General features: G+C 45.0%; 24 protein-coding genes and 2 tRNA genes. 22 read left to right on the forward strand and 4 right to left on the reverse strand.

What is annotated here, in order from left to right; genetic code table 11:
• Positions 1-80 precede the first annotated feature (80 nt).
• Together K7G97_RS04660 and K7G97_RS04665 are read left to right on the forward strand one after the other, a co-directional pair.
• Positions 81-1,511 carry an NAD(P)H-hydrate dehydratase gene (locus K7G97_RS04660; RefSeq protein ID WP_223041473.1) on the forward strand — a complete coding sequence of 477 codons (1,431 nt, stop codon included), beginning with the start codon at positions 81-83 and terminating at the stop codon, positions 1,509-1,511.
• A gap of 152 nt (positions 1,512-1,663) precedes the next feature.
• Positions 1,664-3,493, forward strand: coding sequence for a GGDEF domain-containing phosphodiesterase (locus K7G97_RS04665; protein ID WP_223041474.1), 1,830 nt, complete (start codon positions 1,664-1,666; stop codon positions 3,491-3,493).
• Positions 3,494-3,548: 55 nt separating this feature from the next.
• On the opposite strand, the gene K7G97_RS04670 is transcribed toward K7G97_RS04665, so the two are convergent.
• The 4 genes from K7G97_RS04670 to K7G97_RS04685 all read right to left on the reverse strand — a co-directional run bounded on the left by K7G97_RS04670 (position 3,549) and on the right by K7G97_RS04685 (position 7,160).
• Complete coding sequence (locus K7G97_RS04670; protein ID WP_223041475.1) at positions 3,549-4,631, reverse strand: GGDEF domain-containing protein; 1,083 nt, start codon at positions 4,629-4,631, stop codon at positions 3,549-3,551.
• Positions 4,632-4,728: 97 nt separating this feature from the next.
• Positions 4,729-5,298, reverse strand: a complete 570-nt coding sequence (locus K7G97_RS04675) for a 5' nucleotidase, NT5C type (protein ID WP_023467532.1) — start codon at positions 5,296-5,298, stop codon at positions 4,729-4,731.
• Between the two features lie 99 nt (positions 5,299-5,397).
• Positions 5,398-6,507 (reverse strand): flavodoxin-dependent (E)-4-hydroxy-3-methylbut-2-enyl-diphosphate synthase, encoded by a 1,110-nt coding sequence (ispG, locus tag K7G97_RS04680; protein WP_023467533.1) that lies wholly within the window; start codon positions 6,505-6,507, stop codon positions 5,398-5,400.
• Between the two features lie 167 nt (positions 6,508-6,674).
• Entirely contained in the window at positions 6,675-7,160 is a 486-nt protein-coding gene (locus K7G97_RS04685) for a hypothetical protein (protein ID WP_223041476.1), read from the reverse strand.
• A gap of 207 nt (positions 7,161-7,367) precedes the next feature.
• On the opposite strand from K7G97_RS04685, the gene K7G97_RS04690 reads away from it, so the two are divergent.
• The 20 genes from K7G97_RS04690 (at position 7,368) to K7G97_RS04785 (ending at position 26,406) form a co-directional block, all read left to right on the forward strand.
• On the forward strand, positions 7,368-9,011 hold the full coding sequence (locus K7G97_RS04690) for a Na/Pi cotransporter family protein (protein ID WP_223041477.1): 1,644 nt from the start codon (positions 7,368-7,370) through the stop codon (positions 9,009-9,011).
• A gap of 127 nt (positions 9,012-9,138) precedes the next feature.
• Positions 9,139-9,212: transfer RNA gene (locus tag K7G97_RS04695), tRNA-Met, on the forward strand.
• Between the two features lie 11 nt (positions 9,213-9,223).
• Positions 9,224-9,297: transfer RNA gene (locus tag K7G97_RS04700), tRNA-Ile, on the forward strand.
• A 116-nt stretch (positions 9,298-9,413) separates the two neighbouring features.
• Positions 9,414-10,874 (forward strand): alpha-amylase, encoded by a 1,461-nt coding sequence (locus K7G97_RS04705; RefSeq protein WP_023467536.1) that lies wholly within the window; start codon positions 9,414-9,416, stop codon positions 10,872-10,874.
• Between the two features lie 93 nt (positions 10,875-10,967).
• Positions 10,968-11,576 (forward strand): superoxide dismutase, encoded by a 609-nt coding sequence (locus K7G97_RS04710; RefSeq protein ID WP_064300301.1) that lies wholly within the window; start codon positions 10,968-10,970, stop codon positions 11,574-11,576.
• Between the two features lie 135 nt (positions 11,577-11,711).
• The gene (locus K7G97_RS04715) at positions 11,712-13,784 is read left to right on the forward strand and encodes a peptidoglycan D,D-transpeptidase FtsI family protein (RefSeq protein WP_223041478.1); all 2,073 of its coding nucleotides are present in this window, start codon (positions 11,712-11,714) and stop codon (positions 13,782-13,784) included.
• Between the two features lie 225 nt (positions 13,785-14,009).
• A complete protein-coding gene (locus tag K7G97_RS04720; protein WP_023467538.1) occupies positions 14,010-14,954 on the forward strand; it encodes a PstS family phosphate ABC transporter substrate-binding protein in 945 nt (314 codons plus the stop codon).
• Positions 14,955-15,044: 90 nt separating this feature from the next.
• Complete coding sequence (gene pstC / locus K7G97_RS04725; protein ID WP_047396437.1) at positions 15,045-15,986, forward strand: phosphate ABC transporter permease subunit PstC; 942 nt, start codon at positions 15,045-15,047, stop codon at positions 15,984-15,986.
• A 1-nt stretch (position 15,987) separates the two neighbouring features.
• On the forward strand, positions 15,988-16,896 hold the full coding sequence (gene pstA / locus K7G97_RS04730; RefSeq protein ID WP_029341063.1) for a phosphate ABC transporter permease PstA: 909 nt from the start codon (positions 15,988-15,990) through the stop codon (positions 16,894-16,896).
• A 99-nt stretch (positions 16,897-16,995) separates the two neighbouring features.
• Positions 16,996-17,772: a phosphate ABC transporter ATP-binding protein PstB gene (gene pstB, locus K7G97_RS04735; protein ID WP_053454494.1), complete on the forward strand. Its 777-nt coding sequence runs from the start codon at positions 16,996-16,998 to the stop codon at positions 17,770-17,772.
• Between the two features lie 18 nt (positions 17,773-17,790).
• Positions 17,791-18,453: a phosphate signaling complex protein PhoU gene (gene phoU / locus K7G97_RS04740; protein WP_050678392.1), complete on the forward strand. Its 663-nt coding sequence runs from the start codon at positions 17,791-17,793 to the stop codon at positions 18,451-18,453.
• Between the two features lie 107 nt (positions 18,454-18,560).
• Entirely contained in the window at positions 18,561-19,286 is a 726-nt protein-coding gene (locus K7G97_RS04745) for a DUF4912 domain-containing protein (protein ID WP_050678393.1), read from the forward strand.
• Positions 19,287-19,318: 32 nt separating this feature from the next.
• Positions 19,319-21,502, forward strand: a complete 2,184-nt coding sequence (locus tag K7G97_RS04750; RefSeq protein WP_223041479.1) for a 1,4-alpha-glucan branching protein domain-containing protein — start codon at positions 19,319-19,321, stop codon at positions 21,500-21,502.
• 104 nt (positions 21,503-21,606) lie between these two features.
• The gene (gene rpmG, locus K7G97_RS04755; protein WP_012369771.1) at positions 21,607-21,756 is read left to right on the forward strand and encodes a 50S ribosomal protein L33; all 150 of its coding nucleotides are present in this window, start codon (positions 21,607-21,609) and stop codon (positions 21,754-21,756) included.
• Positions 21,757-21,813: 57 nt separating this feature from the next.
• A complete protein-coding gene (locus tag K7G97_RS04760) occupies positions 21,814-22,359 on the forward strand; it encodes a 5-formyltetrahydrofolate cyclo-ligase (RefSeq protein WP_223041480.1) in 546 nt (181 codons plus the stop codon).
• Complete coding sequence (locus K7G97_RS04765) at positions 22,353-23,132, forward strand: DUF92 domain-containing protein (protein ID WP_223041481.1); 780 nt, start codon at positions 22,353-22,355, stop codon at positions 23,130-23,132. The genes K7G97_RS04760 and K7G97_RS04765 overlap by 7 nt, the downstream gene beginning before the upstream one ends.
• 165 nt (positions 23,133-23,297) lie before the next feature.
• Positions 23,298-24,254 (forward strand): L-lactate dehydrogenase, encoded by a 957-nt coding sequence (locus K7G97_RS04770; protein ID WP_023467547.1) that lies wholly within the window; start codon positions 23,298-23,300, stop codon positions 24,252-24,254.
• Between the two features lie 256 nt (positions 24,255-24,510).
• Positions 24,511-25,020, forward strand: a complete 510-nt coding sequence (locus K7G97_RS04775; protein ID WP_023467548.1) for a GNAT family N-acetyltransferase — start codon at positions 24,511-24,513, stop codon at positions 25,018-25,020.
• A gap of 161 nt (positions 25,021-25,181) precedes the next feature.
• Positions 25,182-26,219, forward strand: a complete 1,038-nt coding sequence (locus tag K7G97_RS04780; RefSeq protein ID WP_195865654.1) for a M42 family metallopeptidase — start codon at positions 25,182-25,184, stop codon at positions 26,217-26,219.
• Positions 26,203-26,406, forward strand: a complete 204-nt coding sequence (locus K7G97_RS04785) for a YqgQ family protein (protein ID WP_023467550.1) — start codon at positions 26,203-26,205, stop codon at positions 26,404-26,406. Before K7G97_RS04780 ends, K7G97_RS04785 begins: the two co-directional genes overlap by 17 nt.
• Positions 26,407-26,486 lie beyond the last annotated feature (80 nt).

The raw sequence follows: 26,486 nt of genomic DNA on the forward strand, positions 1-26,486 counted from the left end.
GCCCGGTCGGGCGTCCTTTTTTCGTTTTAGAAGACTAGTCCTGTTCAAAACGGGAATAGTCGAACAGAGGTGATGAGAAGATGATTTATGATACACAAGAAGCGCGACAAATCGATGAGTGGGCACGGACATCCGGACTGCCACTTGAAGTGCTGATGGAACGAGCCGGAAGTCACATCGCAACACGTATCAAAGAGCGTCATAGGAAGACGGAGCGAATCTTGATTTTATGTGGGACAGGCAATAACGGTGGGGATGGGTATGTCATTGGACGCGAATTGATACGCGACGGATTTGATGTCACACTACATGCACCATTTGGAGAGAATCGTTCGGATACATCCATCGTCCATGTTCATTATGCAGAAGCATTTGGACTCGTGACCGAACAACCGTGTGGTCAATATGATGTCATTCTAGATGCCTTATATGGAACGGGATTTGATCCAAAGCGGGTGAATCAAGTGTTCGAAGCGCAATGTGAATTCGTATCGGAACAAAAGCGACAAGGGGCACGTATCTATGCAGTGGATGTGCCGAGCGGAGTACCGACGGATCACGCAACGGAATTTAAGGAGACAGCGGTTCGCGCAGACGTGACATTTCAACTGCATGCAATGAAACGATCTGCCTTTTTAATACGGACAGCACCGTTTTATGGCGAATCAGAAACGATTGATATCGGATTACCGACATTTGGTGAATGGCGCGTATCACCTAATGGTGTGACCGCCTTGTTCAAGCGGGAACCATACGGTCATAAAGGAACGTACGGGACGGCTCTATTGATTGGTGGAAGTGAGACGATGCCGGGTTCCATTCAACTCGCGACACGGGCAGCCTTACGAACAGGAGTCGGTAAACTACAAGTGGCAACGACGGCACTTGCGAAACATGGAATCATCGTCCAAGCGCCGGAAGCGATGGTCATTGATCAGACATTACCAGCAATTCAGGAGATGCTCCCCTCCATCTCAGCAGTTGGAATCGGTCCCGGATTATCGCAAGAGGCAGTCGAAACATGGGTGGACTATCTGCTTGAGAGTGATTTGCCGGTTGTACTAGATGCTGCAGCTCTAGTAAAAGAAAGTTATCCCGAGCGAACCGCGCCGATCATCGTCACACCGCATATCGGTGAATTCGCCCGGATGACGAATCAGAGTGTCGCAAGTATTCAAGATGATCTTTTCGGTCAAGCAACCGACTATGCCATCTTGCATCAAGTAACTGTCGTCTTGAAGTCTCATGTCATCTTAATCGCGAAACCGGATGGAGGCGGATTCGTCGTCTCGGGTGCATCAAGTGGTCTCGCCAAAGGAGGAAGTGGGGATACGCTGTTTGGTATATTAACCAGCCTTCTTGCACAACATCCAACAGGAGACATTGAAAGAACATTAGCGTTAGGAGCAGAGTGGTATGCACGTGCTTCTCGGCAAGTTGAACGACGTTTACATCCGAGCAGCTTGCTAGCAACGGATGTCATCGAGGAGTTAGGAAGAGTCGAGCTATAAAAACATCAATTTGAAAGAACAGTCTTCCACGATACGTATGAGGGAAGACTTTTCTTTTTAGGAAAGAATTGACACATTCCATTTGACAGGAGTATCATCAAGCGATGTCGAAACCTTTATACGGAAAATCAGACGGAAAGGAGGGAGAAAGCATGGAGGATATCGTTCGGAAACAACAATGGTGGATTGGAAATTTTGCCTTATTCATGATGTTCGTTGGTGCTTTGATCATTTATACGACGACAGAAGAGACAATTAAGAATGCGTATTTGAGTCGTTCTGTCATCATTTCATTTTTAATCGTCATGGGTCTATTTATTTTTTATATTAGTCGTCGCAAAATGGAAACCGTTTTGCAAACGCACTTATTGTCTTTGATGTTGCTCGTCGTTCCGATTACATCGATTAGCTTTTTACCTTATGCGGCAGTTACCGTTTGGGCAAGTAGCTTTTTGTTTTTGATGATCGCTTTAATCTCGTATCAACGAATCATGATGTGGTACGCCATCGCGATTGCCATCGCAACTAGTTTTTATGTCATGTGGAATGCCGATACCGTGACGGTAGAAATTGATCCGACAGACCATTATGGACGGATTGGCATGATTGTGATTGGCGTATCGATTGCGCTTGTCATCAATCACTTGCATATTCGCAATTTAAATCGGTTAAATGACCTTGCGATACAATTACACGATACGGCGCGACGTGATGAAGAAACAGGTGTCTTGAATCGCCAAGGATTAAACGAAATTGATTTTCCAAGACCCGAACAACAGCTCATTTTTGTCGGGATTCATTTAGAAAACTACTATGAGCTGGCACGTTATTTTGGAGAAGATATTCAGTTACAAGTACTACGCGCCTGTATCGAGCGACTCAAGAGACAACTACCTCCTTATCAAGCTTTTGCTCGGATTGAAGCAGGTACGTTATTGATCGTCATGGAAAAGCCGGACGAGGTGGCGTGTAAGGAAGCGATGGAAGAATTGAGTCAAGAAATCTCCATACCATACGAAATCGAGGGGCACCATGTCTATGTCAACATATCCATCGTCATTGATAACGGCGAAGGGGCGACCAACAATCGAAAGCGTCGGGTGCAACAATTATTGACTGCCTTACAAGAAGCAGCGCAACAAAACGAACGTGTGATGTGTATTGACAAAGAATGGCGTAAGGATCAAGAATTACGAGTCAAAGCAGCACAATCCCTAGCCCAAGCTAATATCGAAACGGATTTTCATCTAGTTTATCAATTACAATACGATGTTCAATCAGAGCGATTTATTGGTCTTGAGGCCTTAGTTCGCTGGAAGACCCCGTTACAAGGAGCTGATCGACCATCCGTATTCATTCCGATTGCTGAAAAAAGTGATTTAATCATTCGTCTAGGAGAATGGATTTTTGAGGAAAGCTGTAAGACGCGCAAAGCATTGGTCGATCTTGTTCCAGACGAGTTTACGTTATCTGTCAACGTATCACCACGCCAGTTGACGAGTGAGTCGTTCATGCCTTTCATCGAACGAACGCTACTGAAGTATGCCTTAAAACCGCAACAGATTAAAATTGAAATCACCGAGAGTCAGTCACTTGATTTTGAGAGCCAATCGATTCATCGAGCGCTCAAACGAATCAAAACGCTCGATTTCCCGTTGTCACTTGATGATTTCGGAACCGGTCATGCGTCCTATCATGTTCTCGAGCGTTTGTTACCGTTACGTCAATTAAAGATTCCAAAGCAATTCATCGAACAAATCGGTGAATCGGAGAAACGACAATCCATTCTCGAGTCGATTTTTCAACTGAGCCAGTCGATGCATGTCGAATGTATCGTCGAAGGAGTTGAGACAGGAGAAGAAGTACGCATTGCCAAGGAAATCGGTATTCATCTATTCCAAGGTTATTTCTTCGCTAAACCGGTACCACTTGAAGAAATCATCTGTCTACTGCAAAAGACGAATGAAGGAACGGTCCGTTGACCAACAAAAGCCACTTCAGTCCGAATCGCTCGGAGGAGAAGTGGCTTTTTAGTATTCATTTCGATCGATACAGGCGATACTGATTTCTTCCTTGCGCTTTTGCTTCGTACAAAGCACTATCCGCTTGCTTAAATACTGTTTCAGCTGGTTGTTGATGAGCGTAAGCAATTCCTGCGGATACCGTAATGGATACGGCATGATCTTGCATGACGAACGGTGTTTGCTGAACGGCTGTTACGATTGTTTCAGCTAGGACGACAGGAGGATGCAGTTCAATGTCTGGAACGATGACGATGAATTCTTCACCACCATATCGACCGACCGTAACGGGTGCCGGACAATGTTCGTTCAATAAGATTGAAAAGTGGCGCAAGACAGCGTCTCCGATTGCGTGACCATGTGTATCATTTACATTCTTAAAGTGATCCAAATCAAACAAGATGACTCCCCAAGAATCTTTACTCCTTTCGAGCGTCGTGACTTTTTCTAAAATGACATGGCGATTCGCGAGCCGCGTCAATTGATCGGTCGAAGCAAGGTAGGATTGATAAGAATAAAGAACGAAATGCTGCTGAAGGAGTGAAGACAAACGATAAAACAAAAGAGCTCCACCAATCGTTAAAATGAAATAAGGAATATAAATCGTTCCCCAGGCATCTGCTGGGGAGTTACTCATAATCAATCGCGAGAGTACGAGTAGGGAACCGACCGTGACGATTGCAGAAAAGAAGTACCCTTGCCTTTTGATGAATCGACGACAAATAAAAGAAAGTACTAGAAATCCAAGTAGTGTGATGACGGAACTAAATAGAGCACTTAGTGAATCTCCGCTATCAATCACGAATCGGTAGATCAAGAGCATCAGCCCTGTCACGGCAATACTGATATTACCACCGAACAAAGCGGACAAAGCGAGAGGTAATAACCGTAAATCAATCAATGCTCCATTTAAGTCGATTGCATTATGCATAAGTAGAATGCCAGTCATACCATTGGAAAGTCCGAAATAGAGACGAGTAGATATTTTTGAGTCAGGTTGAATTGGTAAACGATCACGAAGTAGGTAAAAGGTGAACGTAGAAACGAGAAAAATAATACAGATATTAATAAAAAAGATATTCACTGTCGCAAGCATCATGAAGCCCTTCCTATATCAAAGTTTCAATCTATCGTCATTGTACGATATCGAGTCATGCAATGACATGAAAATGGAAAAAACAGCCTAATCGGCTGTTTTAACGAATCGGTGCAAATTTTTGAATCTCTTGAACGGCTTCATTCCATGAAGCGACACGAATGACATTATTCGGTACAGCTTTACGGTTATAAGGTGCGTCGAACAAGATTACAGGAATAGATGTGTCTTCTGCGATTTGCACAGCATTCTCTAATCGATCTTCCATGAATAAATCGAGTGATAAATCACGGACGACTTGTACTTTGTCGTGTGATCCCGTCATGATCAAAGAATCAAGAGGAAGTTCGTGTTGTTTGATCCACTCTTCTGTTACAGGACGAACAAGCTCCGATCGTGCTGTTACGTAATGGAGATCATATTGTTTCCGCAAATTCCATAAGTGATGACGAACATGTTCTTGAGGGATGGATTCACGATAAATGCCGGTCTCGTGACCGGAGTTCACCATGTAGTCCCAAAATTCGATTTGATTCATATCGGTATACGTATGCAATTCATACTCGGACGCCTGATTGAAGTCAATCGACGTTCCAAGATGCTTATTCATGTAAGTGAAGCAAGAGGATGGATGTGTGATCGTTCCATCAATGTCGATTCCAATTTTCATTTACAGTCACCAACGTTCTAAAAATTTTTCTTCACTTAGTATAACATAGTCGAAATCGAGATAGGAAAAAAGACTCCTCGCGAGGGAGGAGTCTTCCACTTATGCATGGTTTGCTTTTTCGGCTTCTTTTTCAGCCTGTTTTTCGAGAACGATCGCATCGATTTCTTTCTTCAATTCTTCGACCATCGTTGCTTCCGGTACTTTACGGATGATTTCTCCGTGACGGAATAACAATCCTTCGTTGCGTGCACCAGCGATACCGATATCAGCTTCACGTGCTTCACCAGGACCGTTGACCGCACATCCGAGAACCGCAACTTTGATGTTCGCTTGGATGTTTTCGATATAGTCTTCGATTTCTGCAGCGATCGACATTAAATCGATTTCGATCCGACCACATGTTGGACATGAGATCAATGTCGCTGCGTTCGCTGCGAGACCAAATGATTTCAAGACTTCTTTTGCGACTTTTACTTCTTCGACAGGGTCCGCTGAAAGAGATACACGAACTGTATTTCCGATTCCGCGTGACAAGATCGCGCCAAGTCCCGCTGCTGATTTTAATGAACCAGAGCGAAGTGGACCAGATTCCGTAATCCCGACGTGAAGTGGATAGTCGAATGATTCAGAAGCGAGCTGATACGCTTCAAGCGCCAACTGTACGTCTGATGCCTTAAGCGAGACGATGATATCATGGAAGTCGAGATCTTCGAGAATCTTAATGTGGTGCAACGCACTCTCGACCATACCACGAGCAGTTGGGTAGCCATACTTTTCAAGAATATGCTTTTCAAGTGAACCGGCATTTACCCCAATCCGGATTGGGATATTTTTTGCTTTTGCTGCTGTAACGACGGCTTCGACCTTTTCGCGGCGACCGATGTTACCCGGGTTGATCCGGATTTTATCAACGCCAGCTTCGATTGCCATAAGCGCAAGTTTATAGTTGAAGTGGATGTCTACGACAAGCGGAATGTTAATTCGGCTTTTGATTTCTGCAAGTGCGAGCGCATCACGTTCTTCTGGACAAGCGACGCGGACGATTTGGCAACCAGCTTCTTCAAGGCGTAGGATTTCAGCGACTGTCGCTTCGACGTCGTGTGTTTTAGTTGTCGTCATACTTTGGATGATGACTTCATTATTTCCACCAATGACAAGGTCCCCTACACGAACGGGACGAGTCTTAGAGCGATGGACCATTTTCGGCATATCGAAAATCTCCTTTTGTGGCATACCGCCATATTGTTTATGTTTACCTTTTCTATCATATCGAACTATTCCCTAAAAATCGAGAAACAAGAACGAAAATTGAACATTTACAATTGTTTAATGAAAGAAGGGCGTCCGTCAATCCGTCGGACGCCTGATTTTAATACTCATTGAGGTTTACGTGAAGAACGTGGCTTCGAGGAACGGGCAATCCATAATGGCACTAATGTGTAGACGAAGTGTCCGATTACGAGTATCCCGATTCCGAAGCGAGGATAATCAAGTTGGTATAGAAGCATACCGATTGGGAAAGACCAGAGGTTCGTTGCGACTGTATAAGGAAACGTTTGGCGATATGCCCACGGACGGGGAAGTAACAATCGGACAAACCCTTTTGTTAGATACGCCATAAACAATACGTAAAGTAATACAGCGATTGCGATAAAGATGAAATGAAGGATGAACCAGACGACGATCGGAATGTTTTTTTGTAAAAAGAAGGAATCAATGACCGTCGTCCAAAATGAAATCCAAGCTAATCCACAAAAATAAAGGGAAACATCTGCTAAACGAAGACGCAAAAACGGACGATTTGGAATTAAGGAAGTTTGTAAGTAATTAATCAGTTGACGTAAAAATGACAAGTGAATCACTCTTTCTAATGTTTTATAACAGATTTAAATTATTTGATTTGTGTTTGTAATAAAGGTTTTTTGTGTAATGGTACAGATTAATAAAAGCTTAACAAACGGATATTGAAAAAACTATTTACAAGTTCACTAGACCTTTACATAATGGGGGAGTTGAGAAAATAAACTTTACAAACACATCAATCCACATGAAATAAAGGAGCTGGCAAGATGAACTATGATTTGCAGGAAATGATTTTCACCTTCATCGGTGGACTCGGGATTTTCCTATTCGGTATTAAGTATATGGGAGATGGGCTCCAAAAAACAGCCGGAGACCGATTACGTTACATCCTCGATAAATATACGACGAATCCACTATTAGGTATTTTAGCAGGTATCGTCGTCACGATTTTAATTCAGTCGTCGTCAGGAACGACCGTCATCGTCGTCGGTCTCGTTAGTGCGGGTCTGATGAATTTAAGACAGGCAATCGGAGTCGTCATGGGGGCAAATATCGGAACAACGATTACGGCATTCATCATCGGCTTTAACGTCAAGGAAGCTGCGCTTCCAGCGATCGCAATTGGTGCTTTCTTAATCTTCTTCTTCAATAAAGAACGGGTTCAATACATTGGACAGATTTTCTTTGGCTTCGGTGCATTGTTCTATGGTCTCACATTGATGGGCGACGGAATGGCTCCACTCGAGTCAAGTGTCTGGTTCCGTGAGTTGACTGTATCGATGTCGGATAACCCATTGCTTGGTGTATTCGTCGGAACGATCTTTACTGTTCTCGTCCAATCGTCTTCTGCGACGATCGGTATCTTACAAGAGTTGTATGCTGGTGGCATGATCGATATCAAAGCAGCACTTCCGGTCTTGTTCGGTGATAACATCGGAACGACGATCACAGCAGTACTTGCAGCACTTGGTGCGTCGATTGCAGCTAAACGGACAGCGGCAGCACACGTCATCTTCAATATTATCGGAACGATTTTATTCTTGATTGCTTTACCGATCTTCTCGAATTTCATCGCATGGATCACGGGTACGCTTGATTTAGGTCCAAAGATGCAAATCGCCTTTGCACACGGAACATTCAACGTCGTCAATACGTTGATTCAATGTTGGTTCATTGCACAAATCGCATGGTTGGTACAAAAAATCGTACCGGGAACGGATACGACGATTGATTCAAAACCGCGTCATCTGGATCAAAATATCTTGAACCAATCTTCGGCACTCGCATTAAACCAAGCAAAGCTCGAAGTATTGCGAATGGGAGAATTCTCGAAAGACGCACTTTCAAAAGCACACCGTTACACGCAATCGCATGATAAGAAAGATGTATCGGAATCACAACAGATTGAATATGCAATCAACCATTTAAATACAGAAGTCACGAGTTATCTCGTTAAAGTAGCAGCACATGATTTATCAGAACGTGAATCAAATGAGCACTCGTTACTGATGCACGCTGTAAATGATTTTGAACGAATCGGTGACCATGTCGAAAACATCGTCGAATTGGTCGACTTCCAAATCGTCAACCGAATCCAGTTCACATCAGCTGCGAAGAAAGAGCTTGATGACATGTATGCCTTAACGCAAGAAATCGTCGATTGTGCTGTTCGCGCTGTCGAAGAGGATGATGTTACACGAGCTCGTAAGGTTCTGGAACTCGAAGGAAAACTCGATGCGCTCGAACGGTCATTCCGGAAGCATCACGTCCTTCGTGTTAACGCTGGCGAATGTACGGGACAAGCAGGGATGATCTTCGTCGATCTCTTGTCGAACCTCGAACGAATTGGCGATCACGCTGTTAACATTACGGATCTCGTCCTAGAACAGCGGACGGCTTTAACGAACTAAGTGAAATACGATTTTCTTATAACAGCTGATTTCAAAAAATGAAATCAGCTGTTTATTTTTTTGAAATAGCATATTGACAAGTTTCGCCACATCTCGTAATCTAGTAAGAGTAAGAAACATACATCATGGCGGTGTAGCTCAGCTGGCTAGAGCGTACGGTTCATACCCGTGAGGTCGTGGGTTCGACTCCCTCCGCCGCTACTATTACTTAAGGACCCTTAGCTCAGCTGGTTAGAGCTGACGGCTCATAACCGTCCGGTCGCAGGTTCGAGCCCTGCAGGGTCCATTCAGTAGAACGCTTCTCGTTGAAAAACGGGAAGCGTTTATTTTTGTTCCCCCGGGGAATAGTAAAGATATTGTAATAATATTCATACTATAGTAACTAAGGGAGAGCGAAGAGAGATGGAACGTAACCATACGATGATGCAGTTTTTTGAGTGGCATGTAGAGAATGATGGGAAGCACTGGCAACGCTTGAAAGAGCGGGCGCCTGAATTACGTGCTGCCGGCATCACGTCCGTGTGGATTCCACCGGCGTCAAAAGGTCAATCGGATGAAGATACAGGATATGGCATCTATGACGTCTATGATTTAGGCGAATTTGATCAAAAAGGAACGGTCCGTACGAAATACGGTACGAAAGATGAACTCGTCGAAGCGATCCAGGTTGCTCGTGAGAACGATATCGCTGTTTACGCGGATGTCGTCATGAACCATAAAGCAGCAGCCGATGAACTCGAGACGATCAATGTCGTCGAGGTCCATCCAGAAGATCGTTCGAAAGAAATTTCAGAAGAGTTTGAAATCGAAGCTTGGACGAAGTTTACGTTCCCAGGACGTAACGGAAAATATTCAGATTTCATCTGGACACATGAATTTTTCAATGGAACGGATTTTGATGCCCGTGAAGAAAAGACGGGTGTCTTTAAAATTTCCGGTAAAAATAAAGATTGGAATGATCAAGTCGATGATGAATTCGGAAACTATGACTATTTGATGTTCGCGAACATCGATTATAATCACCCGGAAGTCCGAGAAGAAATGATCCGCTGGGGACATTGGTTCCAAGAAACAATTGATTGCCAAGGTTTCCGACTCGATGCCATCAAACATATCAACTATGAATTCGTTCATGAATTCGCAAAATCAATGATTGAAAAAAGTGAAGGTGATTTCTATATGGTCGGCGAGTTCTGGAAATCAGATCTCGATGATTGTCGTCATTTCCTCGATAGCGTCGACTATACGATCGATTTGTTCGATGTTCCGCTTCATTACAAGTTCCATGAAGCTTCGAAGCAGGGACAAGACTTTGATATGACGACGTTGTTTGCGGACACCCTTGTCGAATCACACCCGACGAATGCCGTCACGTTCGTCGACAATCACGATTCTCAACCGGGGGAATCACTTGAGTCGTGGGTGGATGACTGGTTCAAACAACACGCTTACGCGGCGATTTTACTTCGTAAAGACGGTTACCCATGTGTCTTCTACGGTGACTATTATGGAGTGCAAGGACCACATCCGGTAGAAGGAAAAAAAGAAATGATCGATGCTTTACTCTATGCACGGTATCACAAAGCATATGGTGAGCAAGAAGATTATCTCGATGATCCTCATTGTGTCGGTTGGGTTCGCCGTGGAGTTGAGGAAATCGAGAACTCTGGCTGTGCGGTCTTATTGTCGAATGCCGATATGTGTGAAAAACGGATGTTCGTCGGTGAAGAACGTGCAGGTCAAGAATGGTTCGACTATACGAACCATCAAGATCACCCTGTCGTGATCGACGATGAAGGATTTGGTGTCTTCCCGGTTCCAGGTGGTGGTGTCTCAGTTTTTGCTCCGCGAGAAGTCGAGTAAATCCGAGGGTCTTGACTTGCGTCAACACAGGTTCTTTTGCTAGTCTTAAAGGGTATTGAAGTTTTCGAAAATAGCACAAAGGGGGACATGAACATGTCAAAATTTGAATTACCAGAACTCGGCTACGCTTATGATGCGCTTGAGCCACATATCGATGCTCGTACGATGGAGATTCACCACACGAAACACCACAACACGTATGTCACGAACGTGAATGCGGCGCTTGAGGGTACAGAACATGAAGGAAAGTCACTTGAAGAACTTCTTCAAAACTTGGATGCTCTCCCAGCAAACATTCAAACTGCAGTCCGTAACAACGGTGGCGGTCATTGGAACCACTCATTCTTCTGGAAACTGTTGAAGAAGAACGACGGTGCTGCTCCAACAGGCGAACTCGCGACAGCAATCGACGAAGCATTCGGATCATTCGATGCATTCAAAGATGCGTTCGCAAAAGCAGCAACAACTCGTTTTGGTTCAGGTTGGGCTTGGTTAATCGTTGACGGTGGAAAATTGGCGGTCGTTTCGACACCAAACCAAGATACACCAGTCATGGAAGGCAAAACACCAATCCTCGGTCTTGATGTTTGGGAACATGCATACTATCTTAACTATCAAAACCGTCGTCCTGATTACATCAATGCGTTCTTCAACGTCGTTGATTGGGATCACGTAGCGAAGCTTTACGCTGACGCGAAGTAATGTGAAAACGAGCGTGTCGTTCAATTGTGAACGATACGCTTTTTTTAATGCGGAAAATGATGGGATAGGTTGTTATGGAAAGTTTCCTTCTATATAATGAAACAAGATGACTTTTGAACGATAGGGGAGTACGCCATGGCTAAACGAATCACCGTACGAGGAAGACGGCGTAATCATCTGCCGCTTCGTCTGAATTTAATGTTCTTCGTCGTTTTTTTATTGTTTGCGATTTTGATTTTCCGTTTAGGAGTCGTGCAAATCGTCAATGGTGAGAAAATTTCGCGGGAAGTTCAAAAAACAGAAATGATCGCATCAAAATATGAAGTGCCACGCGGAAAGATTTATGACCGGGATGGTCGTCTTTTGGTTGATACGATTTCTAAATACTCCATCGTCTACCGTCGAGCACAAACGACGAAAGTCGATGAACGCATTGAGATTGCACAACGCCTTGCGGCAATCATTGATTTGCCTAAAAAAGATTGGAAAGTCACAGAACGTGATATTAAGGACTTCTGGATCGCGACAAACACGAAAGAGTCTGATCGTCGTTATCAAGAAGCCGTCAAACAGAAATATCCTTCAGCAGAAGCACAAAGTAAACTATCAATCGCAGAACAGGATCAAATCCGATTAGATGCGATTACGAAAGACGATATCGATTATGACGATCAAACGATGGAAGTCATTGCGATCAAACACAACATGGAAGTCGGATATGCGCTTGATCCACAACTCGTCAAACTCGGTGCTTCCGCAAAAGAGATGGCGATCATCGATGAAAATCTAGAAGATTTAAAAGGTATATCGGTGGAACCGTTCTATGAGCGTTCTTATCCATATGAAGGAACACTTCGAAACATCTTCGGGAAGTATTCGAAGATTCCAGCAGAACAACAAGCGGAGTTCAAAGCAAAAGGTTACAGCTTGAATGACCGTGTCGGAACATCATTCCTTGAACAACAGTATGAGGATCTTCTGCGCGGGAAACCCGCGTACGATGTGTATGAGACGTTCAATGGAGAGCCGGTCGGTGATCCAAAACGCGAAGAAGGCGAGTCCGGTAAAGATCTCGTTCTGACCGTGGATGCAGAGTACAACAAACAAGTCGACCAAATCATGCAACAAGCGATTAAAATGGGGCGTGGCATGGGTAGTCGTTATCTAAAAGAAGGTTACGCCGTCGTCATGAACCCACAGACTGGTGAGATTCTTGCGATGTCTGGTCAAAAGCTGGATCCAGCAACCGGTAAGTTTTCGGATGTCGCAATCAATAACGTGTTGACGTCCCTTCAGATCGGTTCGACGATCAAAGGTGCAACGGTTGCGATGGGACTCGAGGAGGGCGTCATCCGTCAAAACGAAGTCATCAATGATGCGCCGATCACAATCGGGGGAACGAAAAAAGCATCGTACGTCAATATGGGAGCAATCACGGACTTGACGGCACTTGAGCGTTCATCAAACGTTTATATGTTCAACATTGCGATGCGGATGGCGAAGTACCCAAGTAACGGTATTGCCGGAGCGAGTGTAGACGGAGCAGCTGCCATCATGCAGAATTACTATAGCCAATTCGGTCTTGGGGTGACGACAGGTGTTGATTTGCCATACGAAGCAAAAGGTGTTCAAGGGACACCTGACCGTGTCACGCTACTCATGGACCGAGTCATCGGACAGTATGATGCTTTTACACCGCTACAAGTCGCACAGTATATTTCAACACTTGCCAACGGTGGCTATCGTGTTCAGCCGCACTTCTTAAAAGAAGTTCTCGCGTCGAATTCGATTGAAAAAGGAACGAAACAAGTTGATTATAGCTTTAAGACGAATTACCTGAATCGGATTGAAGTCAGTCAAGATAACATTGATCATGTCCGAGAAGGATTGCATCGTGTCGTCAAGGGAGAACGTGGTACAGCAAAAATCATCGCACAAACCGGTATTGATGCAGCTGCGAAAACAGGTACAGCGCAGGTCAGTGTCTATGGTGATGATGGGATCGCCTTACGTGACGGAAGTGGTCAACCGGTTCGTTCATTGAACTCGAACCTTGTTGGCTGGGCACCGTACGATAATCCAGAGATGGCATGGGCCGTGTTCCTTCCTTATATGGAACAAGAAACCGTCAACTCAAAAATCGGTCACGATCTTGTCAAAGCGTACTTTAATGTCAAAGATATCCCGTGGCAAACTAAGCCAAATTAACTAGATGAAAAACGAGAGTGAGCAATCACTCTCGTTTTTTTGTTTGCATTGACCTTTTTTTCTAATGGATTTCGAATTGTAAACACTAAAAAACACGCCTTTACAATTCTTTTACGTTGGATTCATTTCGTTTTAATAGTTCATCCGTAGTATAAGTCTTGTAAGGAAAACGGATAAAAAGTCGTAGCATCGTCAGCGACATACTTTCGAGGAGGAAAATTAATCATGTCTTGGATGAAAAAAACAGCACTCATCACAACGGTAGCATCAATCGCAGTAGTGGGGGCAGCATGTGGTAACGATAAAGGCGGTTCTGCTAGTTCATCTGATTTAAAAGGAAAAATCGCAATCGACGGTTCTTCTACTGTCTTCCCGATCATGGAAGCTGTCGGTGAAGAATATTCAATGGAACAACCTGACGTAGATGTCACAGTCGGTGTCTCTGGTACAGGTGGCGGATTCAAACGCTTCGTCGTTGGTGAAACAGATCTTTCGAATGCGTCGCGTGAAATTAAAGAAGAAGAAGCAGCTGAAGCGAAAAAGAACAATATTGAATTCACAAAAATGGCACTCGCATATGACGGTTTGACTGTCGCAGTCAGCAAAGAAAATACATGGGTAAAAGAGCTCACAATGGAGCAACTCGAGAAAATCTGGCTCGACCCGAACATCAAGACTTGGAAAGATGTCGATTCTTCTTATCCGGCTGAACCACTTAAATTCTTCAGCCCAGGGAAAGATTCAGGAACATTCGACTTCTTCTCTGAGGAAGTACTTGAGAAAAAAGATATGCGTAAAGATGTTCAATTATCAGAAGACGATAACGTTCTCGTCAAAGGTGTTGAAGGAACGAAAGGCGCAATCGGATACTTCGGTTATGCGTACTACGCTGAGAATAAAGATAAGTTGAAGGAAGTACCACTTTCTGCTGAAGGAAAAGACGCAGTCGATCCAACACCAGAAACGATCAAAGATCTTTCTTATCCACTATCACGTGAAATCTACACGTACATCAATAACAAATCGATGAAAGACAAAAAACAAGTCGCTGACTTCGTTCAGTTCACGAACGAAAACGCTGGTGATCTTGCTGAAGAAGTCGGATATATCAAAATGCCGCAAGATCGTTACGATGAAAACGCAAAAGCAATTGAAGACGCAATGAAATAAATCATCGAGTCATGAGGATGGCCCAACCGGGGAAGTCTGTACCGGTTGGGTCCCGTTCTCATGTCAAGAAGGAGTAGGGAGTGAAGAAGGATGAGTTCAACACAAAATAAATCGGTTCGCGAGCTGATTCAACAGAACCGACAGCAAAAATATAGTATGAAAAACGTCATGGAACGCGTCATGCCAATCGTGTTATTCCTTTGTGCGTTCGTCTCGGTCGTTACGACCATCGGCATCATTCTCACGTTAGTCATTGAAACAGAGCACTTCTTCGAAGTCGTTCCGTTCAAGGAATTCTTCGGCAGTACGAGCTGGTATCCACTCAACTCACAACCAGAGTATGGAATTTGGCCACTTGTCGTCGGGACGCTTGAGATTACCGTGATTGCGATGCTAGTTGCCGTGCCGATCGGTCTCACATCAGCGATTTATTTAAGTGAGTACGCGTCAGACCGCGCACGCCGTATCTTAAAACCAATTCTTGAAGTGTTAGCAGGTGTTCCAACAATCGTCTTCGGATTCTTCGCGTTGACGTTCGTTACACCATTACTCGTAAAATTGATTCCAGGAATTCAAATTTACAATGCGCTTAGCCCAGGGATTGTCGTCGGAATCATGATCATTCCGATGATCGCTTCGATTTCTGAGGATGCGATGAGCTCTGTCCCGAAAAAGATTCGTGATGGTGCGCTTGCACTCGGTTCGACACGTCTTGAAGTTGCATTGAAAGTCGTCGTTCCAGCTGCTTTATCAGGTATCATTGCATCGATCGTACTCGGTATGTCACGGGCAATCGGTGAGACGATGATCGTAACAATCGCTGGTGGTTCGAATCCGACAGCTGCGATCGATCCACTCGAGCCAGTCCAAACGATGACAGCGTATATCGTTCAGGTCGCCTTAGGTGATGCTGGATTTGGAACTGTCGAATATTACAGTATCTATGCGGTTGGTACACTCTTGTTCGTCTTCACATTAGTGATGAACTTACTTGCGAACTGGATCACACGCCGCTTCAGAGAGGAGTACTAAGATGGCCTTACCAGAAAAGCAACCTGTCTCAAAGAAATTCATTGATCCGGTCGCGGTGAAGAAATCCATTAGCCAGCGACTCGTCGTCAACAACGTCACAAAAGTCATTTTCCTTGCTGGACTGTTCTTCGGTCTCGTCGTCTTAGGTATTCTCTTGTTCGGCGTCATCCGTGACGGTGCATCATGGTTATCACTTGAGTTTCTACAAAATGCACCATCACGCCGTTCGGAACGTGCCGGGATTTATCCGGCGTTAATGGGCTCCATCTTCTTGATGCTCCTCATCATCCCGATGATTTTCATCATTGGTGTCGGGGCAGCGATTTACCTAGAAGAGTACGCGAAAAAGAGTCGGATGACTTCATTCATCGAAGTCAACATCTCAAACCTTGCTGGTGTTCCGTCAATCGTCTTCGGTTTACTTGGTTTGACGTTCTTCGTACGTAACATGGGCTTCGGTTCAACATTGATTGCAGGAGCATTGACACTCGCGTTGATGAGTCTTCCGGTCGTCATTGTCTCGTCCCAAGAGGCAATCCGTGCCGTTCCACAAGCGATGCGTCATGCATCACTTGCACTCGGTGCTTCGAAATGGCAAACAACGTTCAAAGTCGTTCTTCCGGCGTCACTACCGGGTGTCATCACTGGGATCATCTTGGCTGTATCTCGAGCGATTGGTGAGACAGCACCACTCATCATGGTCGGAGCTGCGATTTTCATTGCTCGTGCGCCAGAAAGTATTTTCTCAGAGTTCACAGCATTACCGATTCAAATCTACAACTGGACAAGTCGTCCACAAGCGGACTTCCAAGGACTTGCAGCAGCAGGCATCATCGTCTTAATGGTTATCCTCTTGACGATGAACTCACTTGCAATCTGGATCCGGAACCGATTCTCAAAACGCTACTAATCGAACGAGATAGATAGAAGGGATTTCTTTTAAGGAGGAAGACAGATGATGGATACGAAGCTGAATACGAAATCAGTCGTTACAGAAGGGACAGAGCGTATGAATCAACCAGTAGCAGCACGTGAGAGCGTCTATAACGTCAAAGACTTAAACTTATGGTACGGTGACGATCATGCGCTGAAAGATGTCAATCTCGACATTAAGAAAAATGAAGTCACGGCAATCATTGGACCGTCTGGCTGCGGGAAATCGACATTCATCAAAACATTGAATCGAATGGTCGAACTCGTTCCGATCGTACGGACGAATGGTGCAATCGAGTATCACGGACGTAATATCTTTGATAAAGAATACGGTGTCGAAGAATTACGGACATCGGTCGGAATGGTCTTCCAGCAACCGAACCCATTTCCAAAATCAATTTATGACAACATCGCTTATGGTCCTCGTGTCCACGGTGTTAAAAACAAAAAAATCCTCGACGAGATCGTCGAACGTAGTTTACGCCGTGCAGCGATCTGGGATGAAGTCAAAGATCGTTTGAACGAAAATGCCTATGGTCTTTCTGGTGGTCAGCAACAACGTCTTTGTATCGCGCGTTGTCTTGCAATCGAGCCAGATGTCATCTTGATGGATGAGCCGACATCGGCACTTGACCCGATTTCTACATTAAAAGTAGAAGAACTCGTCCAAGAGTTGAAATCAGACTACTCGATCATCATCGTGACACACAACATGCAACAGGCTGCACGTGTTTCAGACAAAACAGCGTTCTTCTTGAATGGTGAAGTCGTCGAGTTCGATCAAACAGACCGGATCTTTGGCAATCCGAGTGACAAACGGACGGAAGATTACATTTCAGGACGATTCGGATAAGAAGGGGAGACGAGACGAATGGCAGCGAACCGTACGATTTTTGGAGAAAATCTTGCAATACTCGATCAAAAGGTCTTTTTACTGGCTCGTAAGACGATGCAACAGATCGCAACAACGGCAGAAGCACTCGAAAAATATGATCAAGACATCGCGCGTGGTGTCATCGAAAATGATAATGAACTCGATGATCTTGAACTTGAAATCAACGATGATGCGATTTTATTAATCGCGAAGCAACAACCCGTTGCGACGGATTTACGACGAATTATCACCGCGATGAAAATTTCGTCGGATCTTGAACGGATTGCAGATTATGCGGGGAATATCTCAAAAGCGGTTCTACGTGTCGAAACATTCCCGTATGTCATCGATATTTCGTTGTTGAAGGAAGCATTCGAGACATTACTGGATATGACGGAAACTGCAATCGTTGCCTATCGTGACGGAGATGTCGAGAAAGCAAAAGCCTTGTCTGATCTCGATAACGTCATTGATGAGACGACATATAAGGCACTTCGCCAGTACATGCGTCATATGTCACTTCAGCCGATCGTCGTCGATGAAGTCATGCAATTCACGAATATTTGCCGCTACATCGAGCGGATGGGTGATCATTTGACGAACGTCGGGGAGCATCTGATCTATCTCGAAAAAGGAAAACATTATGATTTAAACGGATGAATCAAGTAGGCAGGAGGAATTTCCTCTGCCTACTTTTTTTGTAAAGGGATTCGAAACACGTTTGTAGAATAGGAAAGAAGTGAATAATGACAGAGAGGTGATTGGGAATGCTTGAGCAAATCATTAAAATGAAGGAACAAGGGCTGACAACAAAACAAATCGCAGCTCAATTGGATACGACTGAAGGAAAAATCAAATATGCTTGGACTAAATATCGTAAATCGTTAACAGAACAACCTTCTGTAGCAGCGCCGAAAGTAAAATCAAAAACGGTCAAGCAGACGAAAAAGTCGACTGCACCGGTATTAGACGTCGTACCGTCTGTGCAAGTGGTACCTTCGCTAGAACGCGATGCGTTTGGAATGGCGACACATTACGAGGATGACATCCTCCACGCCATCGTTCAGTCACCGACAGCGTTATACGTCTACTGGGAATTATCTGAACTGTCGAAACAGTTGCTAGAGACGCACTATCACACGACGTTTGATTCGTTCCGTAAAGAATTACGCATCATTGATATTACGCTTGTTGAATACGAACAAGGACAGGCAAATCGGACGTATCAGTTCGAGCTACCAGAAATGACGAATGCTTGGTTCGTTCGACCAGTCGCCCCGAATACTACATACATCATTGAATGGGGCATTCAAACGATCGACGGGGACTTTGTCCCAGTACTGCGTTCAAAACCAGTCGAAACGCCACGTGACGAGCCAGTCACGGACGGACGGTTCGCGGAAGTCGTGCATCATTGGCAATATGGAGAGGTCGAACAACCGGAATGGGTCGAAGTATTACGTCCTTATTCCTATTTCGATCGCGTCCGGTAATGGAATTAGAGAGAGGGAAAGGAAGAGAAGCTATGCGAAAAGGATATTTTTCACTCGTCTTACATGCACATTTACCATATATCCGTCATGAAGAGGCACATCGTCTAGAAGAGCGGTGGATGTATGAAGCGATTTCAGAAACCTACATCCCATTATTGTGGGAGGTCGATCGCTTATCACGTCCGCTCGGCTGGACGGTCAGCATTTCACCACCCGTCATCGAGATGCTTGCCGATCCATTGATTCAAGAGCGGTATATCGAGCATATCGAGGATACGTTACGTTTGATTCGCCAGGAACTAAAACGAGAGCTTGCTCAAAAGGAACGAGATGCGCTTCTTTTCTATCAAGACCGTTATCAAGACTTATTGAATACGTTCCTTCACTGGGAAAAAGATTTGAACCGCGCATTCCGTCATTACAAGGAGCAAGGTTATCTTGATTTGATTACGTGTACGGCGACGCACGGATTCAGTCCGCACATGTTGTCCGAACAAGCGGCACGTTCTGAAATTCAGACAGGATTGAACTGTTTTGAACGTCATTACGGATTCCGTCCAACTGGTCTTTGGATGCCAGAGTGTGCGTATACGCCAGGACTTGACCGTATTTTGTACGAAGAGGGTATTCGTTATACATTCGTTGACGAACATTCAATCTTAAACGCGGATCCGTCACCGAAACACGGAATCGGAGCACCTGTCTATTCGCCGCACGGTGTGGCACTCTTCCCCCGTGATCAAATCATTTCCGGGAAGATTTGGAGCTCTGCCATCGGATACCCGGGTCATCCGGATTACCGTGAGTTTTATCGTGACCTTGCGTACGATCGAGAGTGGGATCAAATCGCTGAGTTCATGCACCCAGAAGGACTACGTTATGATACAGGATTGAAATTGCATCGCGTAACAGGAGAAACGGATCAAAAAGACTATTATGTCCGTGATTGGGCATGGCAACGGACAAGTGAGCACGCAGCAGACTTCGCACAAGCACTCGGTGAACATTTAGATGCGCATCAAGGACAAGACTTCCCACCATTCCTTGTCACAGCACCATTTGATGCCGAATTGTTCGGTCACTGGTGGTTTGAAGGTCCCGACTTCCTCGGTAAAGCGATGGAACGTTTAGAAGATCAAGGAATTGAGTCGATTTCACCGGCAATCTTCCTCGAACGTCACTTCCAAGACATCGACACGGCACACGTCGCGATGGGAACGTGGGGACGAAAAGGCTACGCGGAAGTCTGGATCAATGAACGGAATGACTGGATGATTCGTCATCTCCATCAACTTGAGAAGAGACTAGCAGGTATCGTAGCCCGAAATCGTCATCAAGATGCATTGACTGTCAAAGCGAAGCGTCAACTCATTCGAGAATACCTCCTCGCTGTCTCGAGCGACTGGCCGTTCATCCTCGATGGACAGACGACAGCGCAATATGCTGCGAATCGTTTCCGTGAGCACATCCTACGTTTTGAAGAAACTGAGCGTCGCCTGGATGCTGAGGAGCTGACGGTGGAATGGTTGGATGATCGATATCGCGAATATCCTTTCCTTCAAGATTCAGATATTGAACCGGATGTCTTCTTGACGGCACATGATTACTACGTGGCAGTGAAGCGTGAGAAATCTTGGAATACGGATGCCATCTTGTTATTCGTCCGACAATATGATGCGTCAGACCGGCCAGCTTCGGAGCTCGCTCGACGACTTGCTGCTGCTGGTGAGAACGTCTATGTCGTCACGGAACATCCGGAAGCGTATCGATTTGAAGAAGGTGTTCACGTTTACGGAGTGCAAGTGACGGGTCTACCGCTGGTTCAGACCTATAACCAACTGGCGGCACTAAATTTAGCCTTCTTACGCCAAGCGCAAGCCTTGAGTAAGATCGTTGATTTCGCAGTCATTCACAACTTCAACATGGAAACCGCATCAGCTGCCCAAGCTATCGCGAAGATCAAAGAGTTGCCACTCGTCAGTAACGTCTACGATGTCGAAAGTGAGCGTTCTCCTGATCGTTCAGGTGGTTTGGTCGTTGCCTTAAAACGACTTGAAGGAGATGCGTTGCGCCAATCAGCGGTCGTTTATCTAGAACGAGAAGAGTCACGTCACGGGGTGGAACAAGAGTATCACGTCGAAAAGAAGCCACTGCGTTTTGAAGAGAACCTTGAAAAACCATATCAACACGTGACGAATCCGAAAAAGAACGGATGAACAGTTGCAATTCCTTTCCTTTCTTGGTACGATACTTGAGTATGCTTAACCTTATGTAAAGCAAAATCACTTGATACATCGAGAGCTAGATAGGAGGGAATCCCATGCGCGTTAAAATCACATTAGCTTGCACTGAAACTGGTGACCGTACTTATATCACTAAAAAGAACAAGCGTAACAACCCAGAGCGTCTTGAGTTGAAGAAATACAACCCACGTCTCCGTAAGCACACACTTCACCGTGAAGTGAAATAATTGAGATGGAAGCCGTCACTTCGTGTGATGGCTTTTTTTGTGGAAAGGAAGACAGTCATGAATAAACAAGAAGTACGCCGTCTGATCAAAGAACGACTCGATGTGATGGAGAACCGTGCGGAGAAGGAACGATTGATTCACGAACATGTTTTGTTGTTACCTGAGTGGCAACAAGCGACCTGTGTCGCGATCACATTAGCTTTTCGAAATGAATGTGATACAAGAATGCTGATTGAACAGGCGTGGCAAGAGGGCAAGACGGTCTTGATACCAAAAGTAGTGGGAGACGAGATGGTCTTTTATGAACATGGACCAGAAGATCAACTGCAAGCAAATCAGATGGGGATTGCTGAACCGACCGCTTCAGCACGTCGGGCTTCACTTGCTCAAGCAGAGCTTTGTCTCGTTCCGGGTCGCGCCTATCGACGGGACGGATATCGTTTAGGGTGGGGAGGAGGCTATTACGATCGTGCACTCGTGACCTATGCAGGACGTAAAGTATCGATTGCCTTTTCTGAACAACTTCTTTCCGATTTTGAAGTCGAAGCCTTTGATATCCCAGTTGACTTGATCGTCACTGACTTAGAGGTCATCCGATGTTGAGTGCTACCATTTTGTTTTGTCTATTGCTTGCTTGGACCGGACGATCTTTTCGTTTATTGACGACAAGTGGTGCGATCATGACCCTGCTCGTCGGTAGTGGTGTCTCATTCGGATTTAGTTGGCAAGGATTAGTAGTACTTTTGCTCTTCTTTGGTAGCTCGAGCTTGTTATCGAAGGTCGGACGGTCCAGAAAACAATCGGTCGATTCCATCGTTGAGAAAGACGGCGCGCGTGACGGATGGCAGGTCCTTGCGAATGGAGGGGTAGCGTTTGTTGCTGCTTTAGCGTATGCCATGACGATGGATTTTGCGTATCTCTTGTTATTTCTATTCGTCATCGCAGCATCGAATGCTGATACGTGGGCATCCGAAATCGGACCGCTCTCAAAACGTGATCCATGGTCTCTCAAAACGTTACGACGGGTACCAGCAGGAACGAGTGGAGCGATGTCGCTGATTGGGACGGTCGGTACGATCGTAGGAGCTGCGTTCATCGCGATAGCAGCGCATTGGATATTTTCTCTTTCTTTAAGGGACGTCTTACTCGTAACAAGCATCGGTGTACTCGGGAGTCTGCTGGATACACTATTTGGAGCAGTAGGGCAACGTGTTTACCGATGTACGGTTTGTGGAGAATACACGGAAAAGCGAGAGCACCATGGTCAACCGACCGCTTATGTTTCGGGCATTCGATTTTTAGGGAATGATGCTGTCAATGTCTTAACGAGCGGTTTGGCAAGTGGAATCGGGTTTATCATCGTTCGATTCTGGTAACTGGAAAGTATATGAGTATGTAATTCCTTATGTTAGGATATCAATGACACAAAATGGACAAATGTGATTAATTTCACATGATACAAAGAATGTGAAAGATGTTACAATTTACTTGTGAGATAGTTAACAAACTCTTAGGACGAATGAAAGGGTGGACATAACGATATGGAATTACATGCGAAAGTGACACGGGTAGCCCTCATTGGAGCTGGTGCAGTCGGTTCAAGCTTTGCCTATCAGATGTCAACAGCTGGACTTTGTGAAGAACTTGTCATCATTGATGTCAACAAAGCCAAAGCAGAGGGCGAGGCAATGGACTTAAACCACGGAACACCATTTAGCTCTTCACCGATGCGAATATGGGCTGGTGACTACGCGGACTGCCGCGAAGCGGAAGTCGTCGTCATCACGGCAGGCGCTCCACAAAAACCAGGTGAGACAAGACTCGATCTCGTTGCAAAGAATGCCTTGATCATGAAAGAAATGATTCGTCAAATCATGGATTCTGGTTTTGATGGGATCATCGTTGTGGCTTCCAATCCGGTTGATATCATGGCGCATCTTGCCTGGAAATATTCTGGTCTTCCGAAATCCCGCGTATTTGGATCAGGAACGGTGCTGGATACAGCACGTCTGCGTCAAATGCTTGGAGAATACTTTCACATTGATTCCCGAAATGCCCATGCCTATATTCTTGGCGAACATGGTGACACGGAATTTGCAGCCTGGAGTAACAGCCGCATTTATGGAAAAACGATTGATGAACTACTTGCTGAAGACGATCGTTATTCTCAAGCAGATCTTGATCAAATCTACATCAACGTCCGAGATGCTGCTTATCATATCATCGAGCGCAAAGGGGCAACCTACTATGCGATTGGGCTTGGACTCGTTCGGATCGTTCGTGCCATCCTCGGAAATGAGAACTGTCTATTGACGGTCGGCGCCCATGTCGATGGGCAGTACGGCATTTCTGGTATCCATATTGGAGTTCCCGCCATCATCAATCGTCAAGGTGTGCGTGAAATCATTGAAGTTTCATTGACGGAAGAAGAGTTGAAGAAATTCCATCATTCTGCTGATGTATTACGTCAGACGCTTGAACCCGTCTTGCAAGGATAAGCGTACGTATCATGATGAAGGTATTACGAAATAAAGTAGCAAAAAACTTAAGTGTCGGACTTGCTTCATATTGTCCACACTTGAGTTTTTTTGATGTAGAGAACGAATACATAAAAAATCACATCTATTCGTCCAGTAGTAAAAAGAAAAAAATCTAGGTTTTATTTTACTAGAAAAGGGTTAAGTAAGAGATAGAAGCATTTTTACGTCATTTTTTTGTACGTCATGATACCCAAAAAGGAGAGAACCGACAGTCATGTATACTTTTCGAAAACTAACTAAAGAGGATGCAGAACAATACTGGAATCTACGCCTTGAGGGATTAAAAAATCATCCAGATGCATTCGGTCATTCGTTTGATGATGAACAGCAAACCCCGCTCCGCGAAGTACAAGAAGGACTTGAGGGAGAACCCGACTCCGATGAGGTTTGGCTTGGTATGTTCGACGGTGATACATTGTTTGGGTTTGGTCAGGTCAAACCATATGAATTGTCACGTGAATCGCATAAAGCGATGATTTCTGGAGTATACGTATCACCTGAATATCGCGGTGGTACTGGTCGCGCTTTAATGGAAGCCTTAATCGAGGAAGCGAAGAAGTTACCGGACGTCGAGCAAGTCATTCTTGCCGTTTTATCAGGGAACGAGGCCGCGCAAAATCTTTATGAGTCGCTCGGTTTTGAAGTATATGCCGAAGATCCAGATTCCGTAAAATTAGAAGACGGCACATATCGTGATGATATTTGGATGAAGAAGTACGTCTAATTTCTTCAGATGATGTGGAAAGAAGCTGTAGCAAAAAAAAGTGCTACAGCTTTTTCGCATGGTATCCGTAGGATATCAGTATCGGCAAAGAATGAATATTTGTTATCATGAGAACAAAGCGGATGTCACGTCGTAGTCCGATTGAAAGGGAGCGAATGAACATGAAAGAAGTCATACGTACGATTGAAGAGCTTGTCTCGATTCCGAGTCCAACAGGTTCGACAAAAGAAGCGATTACATATGTAGAAAAGCGATTGATCGCAGAAGGGGTCACGTATCGAAAACTTGAAAAAGGAGCGATTTTAGCGACACTACCTGGTGCTTCAACGCGTACGCGGTTACTGACGGCACACGTCGACACACTAGGAGCGATGGTGAAAGAGATTCTACCAACAGGACGACTTCGTTTATCACAACTAGGGGGATATGCTTGGACAGCGATCGAAGGTGAGAACTGTCTCATTCACAAGATGGACGGTCAAACGGTTTCAGGTACGATCGTGTTCCATCATTCGAGTGTTCATACGTCGCGCGAGACGAACAAAACGGAACGATCCGCTGATAATATCGAAGTACGATTAGACATTCGTTCGACGACAGCAGAAGAGACGCGCGTTGCGGGGATTGAAGTAGGAGACATCGTAACGTTTGATCCGCGATTCCTCTATACGGAAACGGGATTCGTGAAGTCGCGCCATCTCGATGATAAAGCATCCGTTGCTTTGTTACTTGAATTGATCAAGGAATGGAAAACAATCGAGTTGCCACACACGATCCAGATTCTGATTTCAAATTACGAAGAAGTTGGATTCGGTGGGAATGCTGGATTCACGGACGAGGTCGCAGAATACATCGCGGTCGACATGGGGGCACTAGGAGACGGTCAGCATTCGGATGAATTCACGGTCTCGATCTGTGCGAAAGATGGTTCAGGTCCATATGACTTAGCTTTACGCCACCAGTTAACGCGTTTAGCACAACGTAACAGTATTCCATATAAGGTTGATATCTATCCGTTCTATAGCTCGGATGCCTCAGCGGCAGTAAGTGCGGGACACGACGTCCGGCACGGATTGTTCGGTCCGGGAATCGAATCGAGTCATTCGTACGAACGTACACATGAGACGTCGTTACAAGCGACATATGATTTGCTACATGCCTATGTAAAGGAGCCGATGGTCGATGAAGACACTGTATGACGTACAGCAATTACTCAAGACATACGGGACTTTCATCTATCTTGGGGACCGGGCGTCCGATATCGCGATGATGATGCTTGAACTCGATGAATTACAAGAAGCAGGCGTTTTGGAACAGCGACAGTATGATTCAGCAAAACTAATCTTGCGACATGAATTAAAGCGTTCACAATCCGATAACATTTAAGGTTGTGCAACCCTTTGCGCAAACGGGTTATGTCCGGTAAAATGAGGAAGCAGACATTATATGAGTATAGGGGAGACGAA

The organism is Exiguobacterium acetylicum (assembly GCF_019890935.1).
GTDB lineage: Bacteria > Bacillota > Bacilli > Exiguobacteriales > Exiguobacteriaceae > Exiguobacterium_A > Exiguobacterium_A abrahamii.

Excerpts from the sequence above, each read along its gene's own strand:
- K7G97_RS04660 (WP_223041473.1), top strand. The coding sequence starts at position 81 with ATGATTTATGATACACAAGAAGCGCGACAAATCGATGAGTGGGCACGG.
- K7G97_RS04665 (WP_223041474.1), top strand. The coding sequence starts at position 1,664 with ATGGAGGATATCGTTCGGAAACAACAATGGTGGATTGGAAATTTTGCC.
- K7G97_RS04670 (WP_223041475.1), bottom strand. The coding sequence starts at position 4,631 with ATGATGCTTGCGACAGTGAATATCTTTTTTATTAATATCTGTATTATT.
- K7G97_RS04675 (WP_023467532.1), bottom strand. The coding sequence starts at position 5,298 with ATGAAAATTGGAATCGACATTGATGGAACGATCACACATCCATCCTCT.
- ispG (WP_023467533.1), bottom strand. The coding sequence starts at position 6,507 with ATGCCGAAAATGGTCCATCGCTCTAAGACTCGTCCCGTTCGTGTAGGG.
- K7G97_RS04690 (WP_223041477.1), top strand. The coding sequence starts at position 7,368 with ATGAACTATGATTTGCAGGAAATGATTTTCACCTTCATCGGTGGACTC.
- K7G97_RS04705 (WP_023467536.1), top strand. The coding sequence starts at position 9,414 with ATGGAACGTAACCATACGATGATGCAGTTTTTTGAGTGGCATGTAGAG.
- K7G97_RS04710 (WP_064300301.1), top strand. The coding sequence starts at position 10,968 with ATGTCAAAATTTGAATTACCAGAACTCGGCTACGCTTATGATGCGCTT.
- K7G97_RS04715 (WP_223041478.1), top strand. The coding sequence starts at position 11,712 with ATGGCTAAACGAATCACCGTACGAGGAAGACGGCGTAATCATCTGCCG.
- K7G97_RS04720 (WP_023467538.1), top strand. The coding sequence starts at position 14,010 with ATGTCTTGGATGAAAAAAACAGCACTCATCACAACGGTAGCATCAATC.
- pstC (WP_047396437.1), top strand. The coding sequence starts at position 15,045 with ATGAGTTCAACACAAAATAAATCGGTTCGCGAGCTGATTCAACAGAAC.
- pstA (WP_029341063.1), top strand. The coding sequence starts at position 15,988 with ATGGCCTTACCAGAAAAGCAACCTGTCTCAAAGAAATTCATTGATCCG.
- pstB (WP_053454494.1), top strand. The coding sequence starts at position 16,996 with ATGAATCAACCAGTAGCAGCACGTGAGAGCGTCTATAACGTCAAAGAC.
- phoU (WP_050678392.1), top strand. The coding sequence starts at position 17,791 with ATGGCAGCGAACCGTACGATTTTTGGAGAAAATCTTGCAATACTCGAT.
- K7G97_RS04745 (WP_050678393.1), top strand. The coding sequence starts at position 18,561 with ATGCTTGAGCAAATCATTAAAATGAAGGAACAAGGGCTGACAACAAAA.
- K7G97_RS04750 (WP_223041479.1), top strand. The coding sequence starts at position 19,319 with ATGCGAAAAGGATATTTTTCACTCGTCTTACATGCACATTTACCATAT.
- rpmG (WP_012369771.1), top strand. The coding sequence starts at position 21,607 with ATGCGCGTTAAAATCACATTAGCTTGCACTGAAACTGGTGACCGTACT.
- K7G97_RS04760 (WP_223041480.1), top strand. The coding sequence starts at position 21,814 with ATGAATAAACAAGAAGTACGCCGTCTGATCAAAGAACGACTCGATGTG.
- K7G97_RS04765 (WP_223041481.1), top strand. The coding sequence starts at position 22,353 with ATGTTGAGTGCTACCATTTTGTTTTGTCTATTGCTTGCTTGGACCGGA.
- K7G97_RS04770 (WP_023467547.1), top strand. The coding sequence starts at position 23,298 with ATGGAATTACATGCGAAAGTGACACGGGTAGCCCTCATTGGAGCTGGT.
- K7G97_RS04775 (WP_023467548.1), top strand. The coding sequence starts at position 24,511 with ATGTATACTTTTCGAAAACTAACTAAAGAGGATGCAGAACAATACTGG.
- K7G97_RS04780 (WP_195865654.1), top strand. The coding sequence starts at position 25,182 with ATGAAAGAAGTCATACGTACGATTGAAGAGCTTGTCTCGATTCCGAGT.
- K7G97_RS04785 (WP_023467550.1), top strand. The coding sequence starts at position 26,203 with ATGAAGACACTGTATGACGTACAGCAATTACTCAAGACATACGGGACT.